This window comes from Microbacterium sp. SORGH_AS_0505 (genome assembly GCF_030818715.1).
Classification (GTDB): domain Bacteria; phylum Actinomycetota; class Actinomycetes; order Actinomycetales; family Microbacteriaceae; genus Microbacterium.
Window position 1 is genome coordinate 1,218,915 of record NZ_JAUTAT010000001.1, and the last position, 15,929, is coordinate 1,234,843.

Sequence of the window (15,929 nt, forward strand, 5' to 3'; positions counted from 1 at the left end):
TTCGTCACTCATTTATCCTTAATGGCGTCCACACCTCGACGCACCCGGCCTGTCCTGCCGAGTGCCGTCGGCACTGCACGCATGTCTGCCTGGGGGAGTCAGAGCGCTCATGATGTCATTCGGCTGGTTGCGATCCCGCCCCAAGACGTTCGCGTCGATCAGTGCGGTGACCGCGGCCGTCGTGGCTGTCAGCGTCCTCGCTCTCACCTACGAGGGTGAGCCGACGACCGAGGTCGACCTCAACGACGGCGGCGTGTGGCTGACCAAGCAGACGAGCCTGCTCGTCGGGCACTTCAACAATGAGTCGCGCATCCTCGACGGCGGTCTCCGCACGCTGTCGGCCGACTACGACATCCAGCAGGCCGGCAACCGCGTCCTCGTCACGGACCAGACCGAGAACACGGCGACGGCGATCGACCCCGCGCGGGTCGTCCTGTCCGACAGCGCCGACCTCGCATCCGGTGCGAAGACCGTCCTCGGCGGACCGACGGTCGCGACGGTCGACGGTGACGGCGGGCTCCGCGCGGCACCCTTCACGTCCATCGCCGCTGTCGGCAAGGAATCGGGCGACCCGATCGCCAAGCTCGGCAAGGGGGCTGTCGTCACCGTCAGCACCGCGGGCATCGTGTACGCCGTCTCTCCCGAGACGGGCAAGCTCTTCGCCTACGCGCCCGGCGCGGACGGCAGCTTCGTGCAGACGGCGGAGCGCGATCTCGAGGGGATCGATAAGGGCGACGAGCTCGCGATCAGCGCGGTCGGCGGCGTGAGTGTCGTCCTCGACCGGACCACGTCGGTGCTCTATTCGAGCGACGGCCTGCAGACGGAGGTTCCGAAAGACGCGGTGCTCCAGCAGCCGTCCAACGTGACCGACTCCGTCACCCTCGCCACCCCGACGCAGCTGGTGCGTGTCCCGCTCGGCGGCGGGGATGCCGTCGTGAAGGATGCCGAAGGCGGCGGAGGCAACCCGGCGCAGCCGGTCCACGTCGCCGGCTGCGCCTACGGCGCGTGGTCCGGAACCGGCGCATTCATCCGTGACTGCGACGGCGAGGAGAACGACCTCGCCAAGACGATCAAGGGCGTCGACGGCAAGAGCGATCTCCGCTTCCGTGTGAACCGCGACGTGGTCGTGCTGAACGACGTCTTCGGCGGCGGCGCGTGGATGGCCAGCGACGCGCTGCAGCAGGTGGACAACTGGGAGGACATCACTCCTCCCGAGGGCGAGGGCGAAGAGGAGGAGGAGACGACCGAGGAGACGATCCAGACGACTCTCCCCGAGCGTAGCGAGCAGAACACGCCGCCCGTGGCCGAGGACGACCGCTATGGCGTTCGTCCGGGCCGCACCACGGTGCTCCCGGTCCTCGAGAACGACCTCGACGCAGACGGCGACGTGCTCGTCGCCAAGGTCGTCACACCGCCGTCGACCGGCGAGGTCATCCCCATCTACAACGGCACCGCCCTCCAGATCGCGATGCCCGAGGACGCGACCGGGACGACGAACTTCACCTACGAGGTCTCGGACGGCCGCGGGGGCAAGGACAGCGCCCGGGTCTCGCTGACGGTGAAGCCGCTCTCCGAGAACTCCCCGCCGGTCCAGAAGCGCAAGACGGCCATCACGGTCGAGACGAACGGTGTCGTCTCGTACAACGTCCTCAGCGACTGGGTCGATCCGGACGGCGACGACATCTTCCTCCAGTCGGTCAGCCCCGACGGCGGCGACGAGGCCGAGTTCACTCCGGACGGTCAGATCACGTACCGGGCGATCGGCGGCACCCAGGGCCGCAAGGACGTCCCGATCTCCGTCTCGGACGGAAGCGAAAGCACTGCCGGAGTGGCGCGGTTCGACATCCGTCCTCTCGGCACGACGTTGCCGGTCACGAACGCCGATCACGTCGTGACGCGTCCCGATCGTCCCGTCACGGTGCGCCCGTTGACGAACGACACGAGCACGGGCAGCGAGCAGCTGCGCCTGACCCGCGTGGACGACGTCGAAGGGGGGACGGTCGGCCGCGACTACCCCGACAAGTCGTTCACGTTCCGGTCGTCGAAGGTCGGCACGTACTACGCGACCTACCTCGCATCCGCGGGCCCCAACTCCGCTCCGGGCATCGTCCGCATCGACGTCCTTCCCGAAGAGGATGCCGACGTCGCCCCCATCGCGGTGCGCGACGTCGCACTGCTGCCCGCCGGCGGAGACGTGCTCGTCAATGTGCTCGGCAACGACACGGATCCGCAGGGCGGCATCCTGGTCGTCCAGTCGGTCTCGGTCGACGAGGATGCCGGTGTCGCCGCCGCCGTCCTCGGTCACGAGACCGTGCGCGTCAGCGACCAAGCGTCGCTCGACAAGCAGGTCCGCTTGACCTACACGATCTCCAACGGGGAGCAGTCCGCGCAGGGCGAGATCATCGTCATCCCGGTGCCCGCACCCGAGAAGCTCCGGCCGCCGATCGCCGTCGACGACGAGGTCGTCGTGCGCGCCGGCGACGTCGTGACCATCCCGGTGATGGACAACGACTACAGCCCGAACAACAGCGAGATCCACGTCTCGCCGGACCTCGTCCCACCGCTCATCGACGAAGCCGACGGCGACCTGTTCGTCTCGGAGGACACGTTGCGCTTCCGCGCCGGGCCCGAAGCGAAGACGGTCAACGCGACCTACGAGGTCGTCGACGAGACCGGTCAACGGGATGCCGGCTACGTCACCATCCGCATCCTGCCCCGCGACGACAAGGCGAACGCCGCTCCGCGTCCCCGCGACGTGACCGTCCGGACCCTCAGCAACTCGGCCGTGACGGTGCCCATCGACCTCAACGGGATCGACGCGGACGGCGACTCGGTCGAACTCGTCGGGCTCGCGTCGGCGCCGCAGAAGGGGCAGGTCTCGGCGATCGAGGCGGACTCCTTCACCTACACGGCGTTCGAGGACTCCGTCGGCGTCGATCGATTCCAGTACCGGGTGCGTGACGCCCTCGGCAAGGAGGCGACCGCGACCGTCGAGGTCGGCATCGCCCCGTCTCCCACCACCAACCAGGCCCCGTATGCGGTGCGCGACTCGATCACCATGCGTCCGGGACGGACGGTGGCCGTCGACGTGCTGAAGAACGACTCGGACCCCGACGGCGACAAGTTCGGCTTCGCCGAGAACGCCGTCGAGGCTGCGGACGTCCCGGGTCTGAGCGCGAAGGTGTCGGGACAGCAGCTCCTGATCACGGCCCCCGACGAGCCGATGCAGACGAGCGTGCTCTACACGATCGCCGACGAGCGCGGCCTCAGCGCGACGACGTCCGTGCAGGTCACGGTCGATCCCGACGTTCCCCTCGCCCGCCCCATCGCGCGGGACGACCGCGTCCTGCCGGAGCAGGTGCAGGAGGACGGCAGCGCGGTGGTCGACGTGCTCGCGAACGACGACGACCCCGACGGCACGCGTTCCGCGCTGAAGGTGTCGCTCGGCACCGGCGGTGAGGCGGCCCGCGTCGGATCCGGCGGTCAGGTCAGTCTGGACATCACCGACGAGCGTCAGCTCATCACCTACTTCGTCACCGACGAGGATGATCAGGTCGCCGCGGCCTTCATCCACGTCCCGTCGTTCCAGGACCTGCCCCCGACCCTGATCTCGACCGAGCCCGTCACGGTCAAAAGCGGTGAGACAATCGAGCTTCCGCTGTCCGAATACGTCCGTGCGTCCGGTGGCGGGAACGTCGTGATCACCGAGGCGGAGAAGGTGGCCGCCGCGCACAGCAACGGTGCGAACCTCGTCAAGGACGAGTCGACGCTGACCTACACCTCGGCGGAGCGCTACTTCGGTTCGGATGCCCTGACCTTCGAGGTCACCGACGGGAACGGTCCCGACGACGCGGAGGGCCGCAAGTCCACCCTCTCCATCCCGATCACGGTGCTCCCGCCCGACAACGTCCCGCCGACCATGACCGGCGCGTCGATCTCGGTGGCGCCGGGTGAGGACCCGACGACCCTCGGTCTGCGGGAGCTGGCCTCCGATCCCGACCCGGGCGACATGGACAAGCTCCAGTTCTCGCTCGCGTCCGACGCCCCCGGCGGCATCGACGCCTCGATCGACGGGCAGACCCTGCGGGTGTCCGCTCAAGCGGACGTCAAGAAGGGCACCCGGTTCTCGCTCACGGTGCGCGCCACCGACGGTCAGACGGAACCCGTCGATGCGAACATCCAGGTGACGGTCACCGCCTCCACGCGCGAGCTGCCCTCCGTGAACGACGACGTCGTGGCACAGGCGGATCAGGGCGAAACCGTGTCGATCGACGTGCTGAAGAACGACGTCAACCCGTTCCCCGAGAAGCCTCTCGAGATCGTCAGCACGCAGATCGAGACAGGCGCGGTGACCTCCGTCGACGTGTCGGGCGGCTCCGTCAGCGTGACCACGGACAAGGACTTCGTCGGCAACGTGGTCGTCCGGTACACCGTGCAGGACGCGACGGGCGACGCCGATCGACGTGTCGACGGCCGCATCCGCATCACGGTCCAGGGGCGCCCCGATGCGCCCGGCAAGCCCACCGTCACGACGGTCGAGAGCCGCACGGTGGTTCTCAGCTGGACGCCCCCGGTCGACAACGGCCGCCGGATCGAGAAGTACACCGTGACCTCGACGGCCGGTGGGTACACCCGCGACTGCCCGTCGACGACGTGCACCCTGGACGGGCTCACGAACAACGTCGAGTACAACTTCGTGGTGACGGCGACCAACAGCGTCGGCGAGTCCGAGCCGTCGGTGCCGTCTGAGACCGCCCGACCCGACGTGCGGCCCGACCAGCCCGCGCCGCCGACCCTGACCTTCGGCGACCGCAGCCTCGACGTCAGCTGGACGGCGCCGCGCACCGAGGGCTCGCCGGTCGAGAGCTACACGCTCGAGATCTCGCCCGCGCCCCCGTCCGGGGTCGCGCAGCGGACCGGCGTCACGACGACCCGCGTCACGTGGGATGGTCTGCAGAACGGCGTCGAGTACCAGGTCCGCGTCCGCGCGCACAACCGTGCGCCCGAGCCGTCTGACTTCTCGCAGTGGTCCGCCGGGGAGATCCCCGCGGCCCCGCCGGCGACGGCCGGCGCGCCCACGGTGGCGCGGATGGAGCCCGTCGGCAACCGCGCGCAGATGCGCGTCTCGTGGAACCCGCCGGCCGAGAACGGCGACGCCATCTCGGGGTACGAGCTCCGCGTCATCCGCGGCGGCAGCGTGGTCGACACCCTCGCGCCGTCGGCGGGACAGACCAGCCAGGCCGTCGTCGTCGACACGTCGGAGACGAACTACACCTACAGCGTCCGCGCCCGCAACAAGGCCGGCTGGTCGGAGTGGAGCGCTCCCTCCGCGCCGCGCCGCGCCTTCACGCCTCCGGGAGCGCCGACCGGCGTGACCGCGGGTGAAGGGGACAATCAGGTCACCGTGCGGTGGCAGCCGGGTGCGTCCAACGGAGCCACCTCGAGTGAGATCCAGTACCAGTACAACGTCGGCGGCGGTTGGCGAGCGGACTGGGTTCAGGGTGGCGGCTCGGGTACCTCTGGCACGATCGGCAACGGCGCGGTGAACAACAACGGCGCCTACACGGTGCAGATCCGCGCCGTGGCCACCGCCGACGGCACGACCTACGAGGGTGCGGCGTCAGCGGCATCCAATCAGGTCCGTCCCTACGGGCAGATCGGCAACCCGTCGGCGAGTGCCAACCGCGTCGGGGACGGCCAGACGATCCGCATGAGCTGGTCCTCGCCTGGACCCAACGGGCGGCCGGTCACGACCGAGATCCGCACGGGAGATGGACGAGGCTGGCGAACGGTCGCCGCGTCCGGCACCGAGGACTACGCGCTCGGTTACAGCGTGACGCGGACCATCGAGGTGCGCACCAGCGCCGCGGGCAGCACCACGACGACCGCGCAGTCGACGGCGTCGACCGTCGATGCGCCGCCGCCGCCGCAGCCGCGGGTGTGGGTCACACAGGGATCCGCCGACGGGAACTGCGTCAACGGATGCCGCCGCTACAACGTCCACTGGGAGAACCTCAACATCGGAACCCGGACCGTCACGTGCGTGAGTGACAACGATGGAGCTTTCTCCAGCTACGGACGGATCAACTTCAACGGCGCAGGCAGCCAGGAGCTGACGTGCCACGTGGGGCGCGACGGTCAGAACGTCTGGGTCGACATCCAAGGCTGGGGCGGCTCTGTCGACACCGAGAAAACCTTCTGGCCACGGCCGTGAACACCTTCGAGAGCAAGGACTGAACGAATGAGCATGACCCCTGAACAGGCGGCCTGGTTCCGCGACACGTTCACGCGCCTCGTCGACAACGTCGACCAGGCCCTGATGGGCAAGCGCGAGGTGGTCGGCCTCGTGCTGGCCGCGATGCTCGCCGAGGGCCACGTCCTCCTCGAGGACGCTCCCGGTACGGGAAAGACGAGCCTCGCGAAGGCGCTCGCCGCGAGCGTGCAGGGCACGTCCACCCGCATCCAGTTCACGCCTGACCTGCTGCCCTCCGACGTGACCGGTGTCACGATCTACGACCAGCAGAACCACAAGTTCGAGTTCCACAAGGGACCCGTCTTCTCGTCGATCGTCCTCGCCGACGAGATCAACCGCGCCTCGCCGAAGACGCAGTCGGCCCTCCTCGAGGTCATGGAGGAGTCGCGGGTCACCGTCGACGGCGTGCCGCACGAGGTGGGCCGCCCGTTCCTCGTCATCGCGACGCAGAACCCGATCGAGCAGGCGGGTACCTACAAGCTGCCCGAGGCCCAGCTCGACCGCTTCATGATCAAGACGTCGATCGGCTACCCCTCGCTCGCCGTTGCCGAGCGCATCCTCGCCGGCGATGTCGACCGCAACCCGTCCGGCAAGCTGAGTCCCGTCATCACGACGAAGGCCGTCGCCGACATGGCCGACCTCGCGGCGACCGTCCACGTCGACCCCGCCGTCGCCCGCTACGCGGCGCAGCTGGTTGAGGCCACCCGCGAGTCGGATGCCACGAAGCTCGGCGTCTCGGTCCGCGGTGCGATCTCGATGATGCGCATCGCGCGCGTCGTCGCGGCATCGCAGGGCCGTCACTACGTCATCCCCGATGACGTCAAGGCGCTCGCCGCGCCGGTATGGACCCACCGCCTCGTCCTCGACCCCGAGGCCGAGTTCTCGGGCACGACGTCGGAGTCCGTCATCGAGCGCGCTCTCACGCAGGTCGAGGCGCCTCTCGCGAGGGCGTCGGCCTGATGACGATGACGCCGGAGACGGTCGCCGCGCCGGACGCGCCCGGCCCCTCCGGCGCGCCCGCGGACACCGTCGAGGACGCTCCCGCCTTCGCCGCGCGTCAGGCGACGCGGGGCGAGAAGTTCCGAGAGGATGCCGCGGTCTGGGCGCGCCGCGCCGGTGCGCGGATCTCCGTCGTCGCCGCCGTCATCCAGGTCACCGGCTGGGTGGTCATCGCCGTGGCGATCGTTCTGTGGATCGCTGCGCTCACGCTCGGGTGGCAGGAGGCGTTCGTCGCGGCCATCGTGGCGACCGTCCTCGCGCTCCTGTGCGTGGGCTTCCTGTTCGGTCGGACGGCGTACGACGTGGACCTCGACCTCACGCGCACCCGCGTCGTGGTGGGGGAGCGGGCCGTCGGTGCGCTGAAGCTGGCGAACCGCACCTCGCGCGCCCTGCTGCCCTCCGAGATCGTCCTCCCGGTCGGGTCCGGGCGGGGAGTGTTCCAGGTGCCGCGCCTGCAGGCGGGCGAAGAGCACGAGGAGCTGTTCGCGATCCCCACGACCCACCGGGCGGTCCTCTCCGTCGGGCCCGTCAGCGTGCTGCGCGGCGACCCGCTGGGCCTGTTCGAGCGCACCCACGACCGGCGCCAGGCCGTCGACCTGTTCGTGCACCCGCGCACGCTCCCGCTCGAGGGGCTCTCGCTCGGTCTGATGCGCGACCTCGAGGGACTGCCCAACCAGCACCTGGCCCGCGACGACGTGTCGTTCCACGCGCTCCGCGACTATCAGCCGGGCGATGACCTGCGGCACGTCCACTGGAAGTCCACGGCCCGCACCGGCACCCTCATGGTCCGCGAGTACGAGCAGACCCGCCGGTCGCACTTCGTCGTCGCGCTGTCGACCCATCCCGGAGAGTACCGGGATGCCGACGAGTTCGAGACGGCGATCTCGGTCACCGGGTCGGTGGGCCTCCGGGCGCTCCGCGATTCGCGCTCCCTCGACGTCCGCACGTCCGAGGGCAAGATCCGAGCCGAGACGGGTCGCCGCTTCCTCGACTCGCTCTCCGCCCTCGAGACGACGAAGCCCCGCGATGGCGGGATCGTCGCCCTCGCCGGCATCCTGGCCGCCCATTCCCCGGATGCCGCCGTCGCCGTCCTCATCTGCGGGTCCACGGTCGACGCGGGCCAGATCCGGTTGGCGTGCTCCCGCGTGCCGTTCGGAGTGCGCACCATCGCGGTCATCGCGGACAGCCGCCTCGAATCCCCCGCGCTGCGCCGCGTGGGCGACGCCGACGTCGTCGCCCTCGGGCACCTCGACCAGCTCCCGAACGCCCTCCGCAAGGTACTCTCGTGAACCGTCTCGCCTTCCTGCTGCTGCCCGGCATGACCTGGCGCCGTGTCGTCGCGGACGTCGGTGCCGTGGTCCTCCTCCTGACGGTCGCGATCATCGGCTTCGCCGCCACCTTCGACGGCACGTCTTACCTGGTCGCGGCGATCGGTGCGCTCCTGCTGGGTCTCGTGCTCGCGTGGGTCGGGGCGCGCTGGCGCTGGGGGGTCCTCACCCTCACGGGCGCGACAGTCGCGGTGTACTTCCTCTTCGGCGGCGCGCTCGCCCTGCCGCACACGACCTTCCTCGGAGTCATTCCGACGCTCGAGACCTGGCGTCAGCTCGCGGTCGGCGTCGTGACCTCGTGGAAGGACCTGCTCACCACGGTGCCGCCGGTGGACCCCGGCGACGGACACCTGATCGTGCCGTTCCTCCTGACGCTCGTCGCGTCGGTGCTCACCGCATCGCTCGCGCTCCGGCTGCGGCGTGCGGCGTGGGCGCTGATCCCCGCCTCCCTCTACATCGCGGGCGAGATCCTCCTCGGCACCGCTCAGACCGTCGCCCCGATCGTGCAGGGCGTCCTCTTCGCCGTCGTCGCCGTCGTCTGGCTCGCGCTGCGGACGATGTGGAGCCCGGAGCGCACCGCCGTCGAAGCGGCGACGCCGGGAGCGGATGCCTCGCGCGCCGCACGACTGCGTCGCCTCATCTCGGGCGGCGTCGTCCTCGCTCTCGCGACGGGTGCAGGCGCCGCGGTGGCGGCGACCGCCGCACCCCCCACGCAGCGTTACATCCTGCGGGACTTCGTCGTCCCGCCCTTCGACATCCACGACTATGCGAGCCCGCTGCAGGCCTGGCGCAAGTACGTCCGCGATTACACGACCGATCCGCTGTTCACCGTCACCGGCCTCCCGGAGGACGGCCGCGTGCGCCTCGCGACGATGGATTCCTACGACGGCATCGTCTACAACGTCGCCGAGGACGGTGCGGGTTCGTCGAGTGCGTTCACTTCCATCCGCTCCAACATGTCGCCGCAGGCGGAGGGGACCGAGACGAAGGTGCGCGTCGACATCGAGAACCTCTCCGGTGTCTGGCTGCCGACGGTCGGTTCCGCTCGCGAGTTCGATTTCGCCGGGACGCGCGCGACCGACCTCCGTCGTGGTGCGCACTTCAACGACGGCACGGGGACGGCCGTGACCACCTCGGGTGTCCGATCGGGTGACGCGTACACGATCGACACGATCGTTCCCCCGGTCGTGAAGGATGAGCAGCTCTCGGAGACCCCCTTTGCGTCGCTGAAGATGCCCAAGCAGGCGGGCATCCCGCAGGCGCTCAGCGAGATCGCCTCGGACGCCACGGAGGATGCCGAGACGCCGATCGACCGGGCGCGGGCGCTCGAGACCTATCTCCAGACGGACGGCTACTTCAGCCACGGTCTTGCGAGCGACGTCTACTCGCCCTCCGGTCACGGTGCGGCGCGCATCTCGATGCTCGTCTCGAACGAGCAGATGATCGGCGACGACGAGCAGTACGCCGTCGCCATGGCCCTCATGGCGACGCAGCTCGGCATGCCGGCGCGCGTCGTCATGGGCTGGCACCCCGACCAGGACGAGAAGGATGCCGGTGGCGTCTTCACTGCGACGGGCGAGAACGTCCACGCGTGGGTGGAGATCGCGTTCGAGGGTGTCGGCTGGGTGCCGTTCGACCCGACCCCCGACGAGGACAACGAGCCGAGCCAGCAGAACACCAAGCCGCGAGCGAACCCCAAGCCGCAGGTGCTGCAGCCGCCGCCGCCCGCTCAGGAGCCCGCGGAGCTTCCGCCGGCACTGGCCGAGGAGCGCGATCAGGACGAGCAGCCCGACTCCGGTCTCGGGTGGCTGGGGCCCGTGCTGCTGTGGACGGCGGTCGGTCTGGGCGGCATCCTCCTGCTCCTGTCGCCCTTCCTCGTGATCGGTGGGATCAAAGCCGCGCGGCGTACGCGCCGCCTGCACGCGGAGCGCACCGCGGATCGCGTGTCGGGCGGGTGGGACGAACTCGTCGACCGCGCCGTCGACTACCGCATCAGCGTCCCGCCGGGGTCCACGCGAGCCGAGAGCGCGGTCGTCGTCGGCGAGTCGTTCGACGGTGCCCGCGTTGCGACCCTCGCGCAGCAGGCCGACGCCGACGTCTACGGTCCCGGCGACCCCAGCCCCGAGGACGTCGACGCGTTCTGGCGCGAGGTCGACGAGATCGTTGCAGGCATGGCCGGCGGAGCGACGTTCTGGCAGCGCCTGCGAGCGCGGCTGAGTCTTCGGTCGCTGCGACGCGACCGGACGAATCTGTGGGCGAGTCTTTCGACGATGGTCCGGACGCGACGACGATGACCGAGCGTCACCCGGCGACGATGCTCCACCGCATCCTCGCCGTCGTCATCGACTCCGTGATCGCGGGAGTCGTCGTCGCGCTCGTCTCGGGTGTGGTCGTGACCGCGTCGGTCCTCACCGGTAGCGCCGTGCCGGTTCTCGTCCTGGTCCCTGCGGTCATCGTCGCCGCGATCGTCTGGTTCCTGATCCACACGGCGCTCCAGGGTCGACGCGGATCGCTCGGCATGAGGTTCATGGGTCTCGCGCTCGCGCACTCTGCGGACGACGCCGGCCTCGGTTTCGGACGTGCACTCGGGCGCAACCTGATCTGGGGGCTGACCGGCAGCGTCCTCGTCGGGCTGTTCTCGCCCCTGTTCGACCCCTCGCGGTGGCGACGCGGGTGGCACGACATCGCATCCGGTGCCGTCGTGGTCGACGTCAGCCGCGTCGAACGGCCCGACCGGGTGCAGGCGGCGCCGGCCTCCCCTCCGGCCGCCGACCTCGCCCCTGCCCCCGCCCCTGCCCTGGCACTGTCGCCGGAGCCTGTGCTCGCGGCGGCGCCCGCCCCGGTCGTCGCTCCCGCGCCCGCGCCCGCGGCGCCCGCGCTGCAGGGTGCCGCCCTGCCGGCACCCGCGTGGGCCCCGGCATCCCCTCCGGCGAACCGGCGCATCCCTCGGACGCTGCCGGTCGACGTCATCTCGACCGTTCCCGGGGTTCCCCACCGCGACGGGAAGCCCGATGCGGTGAAGCACGCGGCTCCGCCGGTCATCGCGATCCTCCGCTGGGATGACGGCACCCGTCACAACGTCTACGAGCCGAGCCTGTTCGGCCGCGGCCCCGGACATCAGGAGGGACGTCGCAGCGTCGCCGTGCGCGATGAGACGCTCTCGATGTCCAAGACCCACTTCGAGGTGGGCGTCGACGCCGCGGGAACCTGGATCGTCGATCGGCACTCCCTCAACGGCGTCGTGATCGTCCGCGGCGGCCAGCCGCAACGGCTCGCGCCCGGAGAACCCGCGCGCATCTGGTCGGGCGACGTCCTCGAGGTCGGCGACCGGAGCTTGACGGTGGAGAGCGCCCGATGATCGCGATCGACGTGGAGATCGGTGCGGCGACGCATCCGGGCCTGCGGCGGCGCGTCAACGAGGATTCGCATCTGGCGGAGTACCCGCTGTTCCTCGTCGCCGACGGCATGGGCGGTCACGACGCGGGAGCCGCAGCGAGCTCCGCCGTCGTCACCGAGTTCCGCACCCTCGTCGGCCGCGACTCCGTCGGCATCGAGGAGATGCGGGACGCCCTCGCCCGGGCACGCGCCGCCGTACTCCGGATCAGCCATGAGGGGCGTGCGGCCGGCACGACCCTCACCGGCGTCGCGGTCACCGAGGTCGGCGGGCACGGCTACTGGCTCACGATCAACGTGGGCGATTCGCGCACCTACCGGTACGCGGAAGGTGAGCTCGAGCAGATCAGCGTCGATCATTCCGTCGTCCAGGAACTCATCGACGCGGGCGAGCTGACCGGCGAAGCGGCAGGCCGCGATTCGCGGCGCAACGAGATCACCCGCGCGATCGGCGCCGGCAGCGGCGGTGAGGCCGACTTCTGGCTCGTCGCGGCCGAACCGGGGGACCGCATGCTCATCTGCTCGGACGGGCTGTCGGGCGAGGTTCCCGAAGAGCGCATCAGCGGCATCCTGCGAGATGTGAGCGACCCCGGCGAAGCGGCGACCCGCCTCGTTCACGAGGCGATGCTCCACGGCGGTCGCGACAACATCACGGCTGTCGTGGTCGATGCCGTCCGCGTGTCAGGGCAGGATGATGATGCGTACGACACGTCGCCCGCGGGCCGCGTGTCGCACGCCGACGAGGACACACGGCCGCGTGCAGCGGCAGGAGGAGACGCCTGATGCGCTCTGTGCGATACCGGCCTGACGGCAACGCCGAGGCGTGGCGTGCTGCCGTGACCGGATCCGCGCTCGCTGTGCTGCCGCCGGCGGTCACCCCGCACGCGGTCGAGGGCGTCTGGCGTCGCCTGGACGGCGGGGGCATCGGTGCCGTCCTCGAGTCCCTGACCGGCGCGTTCGGGACGTCGCTCGCGGCGATCCCGCCCTTCGGTCTCGCCGTCGCCGAGGGCGACGGCGTCCGGGTCGCCGTCCGAGGTCCGGTCACGCTCGTCGTCGAGACCGCGGACGGCGTCGACGCGATCTCGGGCGACGGCGTCGCCACCTGGACCGAACGGTTCCTCGCCGGGGTCGTGCGCGTGAGCGTCGACCTCGGGACGGGCACGGATGCCGACATGCTGCCGATCGCATCGGGAGTCGTCCCTGCGGCCGAGGTCGTCTTCGACCTGGCGGGCGGCGATACTCCGACGCCCGTCGCCGCCGCCGCACCGGCGGTGTCTGCCCCCGCCGCCGAGCCCGAACGCGCGCTCGAGCCCGAACCCGCGCTCGAGCCCGTGCCGGAGCCGGAGCCCGTTCTCGAGCCGGAGCCTGAGCCGGCCGTCAAGCCTGCGCCCGCGGCGGAGCCGGAGCCCGCGGCGGAGGCCGCCTCCTCGCCGGAGGTGGAATCCCCGGCCGATCTCGGCGAGACCATCGCCTCACCCCGCACCCGGGCGAAGGAACCCGCCTCTGAGCTCGCGCCGGAGCCCGCGACCCCCGGCCTCGTCACCGGCGTGCCGCCCCTGCACACCCTCGGCGGATCGCCGGTGTCCACCCCGGGCGGATCCGCGCCCCACAGTGCGGCGACCCCCTCCGAGACCGTCTCCGGCATCGACGACGACCCTGAGCTCGGCGCGACGGTCGCGAGCCCGCGCACGGCGGCCAAGGGAACGACGGCGGTGCCCGCTCTCCCGCCCTTCGTGCCGCCTGTGCCGCCGCTGCCGCCGGACGTGGCAGGCGCTGCGCAATTGGGTGACCACGACGGCGCCACCGTGTCGGTCGCCGAGGCCCGCGCGATGCGCGCGGCATCCACGTCCTACGACTCGATCGAGGACGTCCCGCCGCGCAGCCCCTCCCGCGGACGCATCCGCCTCGCCGACGGGCGGGTCGTCGAGCTGGAGCGCACCGTCATCATCGGGCGCCGTCCCCGCTCCACCCGCCCGGCCGAGAACGACCTGCCCACGCTGGTCGCCGTCGACGGGCCGCAGCACGACATCTCGCGCAACCACGTCGAGATCCGCGCCGAGGGCGAGCACGTGCTCGCCGTCGATCTCGCGAGCACCAACGGCACCGTCCTCCTCCGCGGCGGCCACGACCCCGTCCGACTCCACCCGAACGAGCCGACCATGGTGATCGACGCCGACGTACTCGATCTCGGCGACGGCGTCACCCTCACCTTCGAGGACCTTCCGTGAGCTCCAAGCGCGCCCCTGCGCCGCCGCCCCAACTGCCCGGCTTCTCGTACGTCCAGGTCCTCGGGTCCGGGGGCTTCGCCGACGTCTACCTGTACGAGCAGGCGCTGCCGCGGCGTCGGGTCGCGGTCAAGGTCCTCCTCGCCGACAAGATGACCAGCGGCGTCGCCGAGCAGTTCCAGGCCGAGGCCAACGTCATGGCGATGCTGTCGACGCATCCCGCCATCGTCACGATCTACCAGGCCGGTGTGTCGGACGACGGCCGCTCGTATCTGGTCATGGAGTACTGCTCCAAGCCGAATCTGCAGGTGCGTGCCCGGTCGGCGCCCATCTCGGTCGCGGAGTCGCTTCGCGTCGGCATCCAGGTCGCCGCAGCCGTCGAGACGGCGCACCGTGCCGGCATCCTCCACCGCGACATCAAGCCGGCGAACATCCTCGTCACGGAGTACAACCGCCCCGCGCTCACCGACTTCGGCATCGCGACGACGGCGGAGGGCACCGATCCGTCGGCCGGGATGTCGATCCCGTGGTCCCCGCCGGAGTCGTTCGCCGACAGCCCCGACTTCACCGTGCAGTCCGATGTCTGGGCTCTGGGCGCGACGGTCTACAACCTGCTGGCGGGTCGGTCGCCGTTCGAGGTGCCCGGAGGGCGCAACGGCGGCGCGGACCTGATCCGCCGCATCGAGTCGGAGCCGCTCGCGCGCCTCGAGCGCGCGGACGTGCCGGCGTCCCTGTTCCAGGTGCTCGAACGCTCCATGTCGAAGCGGCCGGGCGACAGGTACGAATCCGCCGTCGCCTTCGCGCGTGCTCTGCAGAAGGTGCAGATCGAGCTGGCTCACTCCGTCACCCCGATCGACATCCTCGACGACGCTCCGCCCATCGAGGACGAGGAGGAGGACGGCGAACTCACCCGCGTCCGCGGCATCGTCAGCATCGATCCGCACACGTCGCCCGCCGCGGGGCCCACGTGGGAGCGTTCCGCTCTCGCCGGCGGGCTCGGCACAGGGGTGGATGCCACGGCTCGCCGGGACACCTCGGGCTGGGCACCCGTCGACACGGGCACGAACACCGGCTCCGACGCGACCATGCTGCGCCCGCCGACGGCCATCCCGCCGTCTGCCCCGGTCACCACCGCGGCGGACGAGGGCACGATCGTGCGGGGGCCCCAGCGCATTCCCGCTGCCACGGCGCCGACGGCGCCTCTTCCGCCGTCCGCGACGACCGGTGCGCCGCAGGCCGCATCCCCGCAGGCGGCATCTCCGCAGGACACGGCACCGCCGACGGCTGCTCCGGCCACGTCCCGCAGAGGTCTGTGGATCGGGCTGATCGCCGCCGCTGTCGTCGCCATCGTCGTGGTGGGAGCCGTCGTCGTCGCGTCCCTCCTGACGCCCCCGGTCGACGAGGCAGCTCCCGAGACCTCGCCCTCGGCGGCGCCGATCCCGCAGGATCCCGTGTCGGAGTTCATCGCGCCGCCGACCGAGGGCGAGAGTTCCGTGTCGGGCGACAAGGCGACGTTCCGCTGGATCAACCCCGATCCGCAGGAGGGGGACACTTACCTGTGGCAGCAGGTCCGTCTCGACGGCGGCGAGGCCACGGCGGCGAACGTGCGGGAGACGAGCGTCACGGTCTCGCTCGGCTCGGACACCCAGCTCTGCATCGACGTCAGCGTGCGCCGTGAGAACGGCTCGACGAGCGACCCGCTCCGCATCTGCGCGACGTCCTGAGCGATCG

General features: G+C 70.9%; 8 protein-coding genes. All 8 read left to right on the plus strand.

What is annotated here, in order from left to right; translation table 11 throughout:
• Positions 1–109 precede the first annotated feature (109 nt).
• The 8 genes from QE428_RS06075 to QE428_RS06110 are packed head-to-tail and all read left to right on the plus strand — an operon-like array spanning position 110 to position 15,922.
• The gene (locus QE428_RS06075) at positions 110–6,214 is read left to right on the plus strand and encodes an Ig-like domain-containing protein (protein WP_307466970.1); all 6,105 of its coding nucleotides are present in this window, start codon (positions 110–112) and stop codon (positions 6,212–6,214) included.
• 27 nt (positions 6,215–6,241) lie between these two features.
• Positions 6,242–7,213, plus strand: coding sequence for a MoxR family ATPase (locus tag QE428_RS06080; protein WP_091358576.1), 972 nt, complete (start codon positions 6,242–6,244; stop codon positions 7,211–7,213).
• Positions 7,213–8,541, plus strand: coding sequence for a DUF58 domain-containing protein (locus QE428_RS06085; RefSeq protein WP_307466974.1), 1,329 nt, complete (start codon positions 7,213–7,215; stop codon positions 8,539–8,541). The genes QE428_RS06080 and QE428_RS06085 overlap by 1 nt, the downstream gene beginning before the upstream one ends.
• The gene (locus QE428_RS06090; protein ID WP_091358581.1) at positions 8,538–10,874 is read left to right on the plus strand and encodes a transglutaminase domain-containing protein; all 2,337 of its coding nucleotides are present in this window, start codon (positions 8,538–8,540) and stop codon (positions 10,872–10,874) included. The genes QE428_RS06085 and QE428_RS06090 overlap by 4 nt, the downstream gene beginning before the upstream one ends.
• A complete protein-coding gene (locus QE428_RS06095) occupies positions 10,871–11,938 on the plus strand; it encodes an RDD family protein (RefSeq protein WP_307466979.1) in 1,068 nt (355 codons plus the stop codon). The genes QE428_RS06090 and QE428_RS06095 overlap by 4 nt, the downstream gene beginning before the upstream one ends.
• Positions 11,935–12,756: a PP2C family serine/threonine-protein phosphatase gene (locus QE428_RS06100; RefSeq protein WP_307466982.1), complete on the plus strand. Its 822-nt coding sequence runs from the start codon at positions 11,935–11,937 to the stop codon at positions 12,754–12,756. Before QE428_RS06095 ends, QE428_RS06100 begins: the two co-directional genes overlap by 4 nt.
• Positions 12,756–14,201: an FHA domain-containing protein gene (locus QE428_RS06105; protein ID WP_307466985.1), complete on the plus strand. Its 1,446-nt coding sequence runs from the start codon at positions 12,756–12,758 to the stop codon at positions 14,199–14,201. The genes QE428_RS06100 and QE428_RS06105 overlap by 1 nt, the downstream gene beginning before the upstream one ends.
• Entirely contained in the window at positions 14,198–15,922 is a 1,725-nt protein-coding gene (locus tag QE428_RS06110) for a serine/threonine-protein kinase (RefSeq protein ID WP_307466988.1), read from the plus strand. The genes QE428_RS06105 and QE428_RS06110 overlap by 4 nt, the downstream gene beginning before the upstream one ends.
• Positions 15,923–15,929 lie beyond the last annotated feature (7 nt).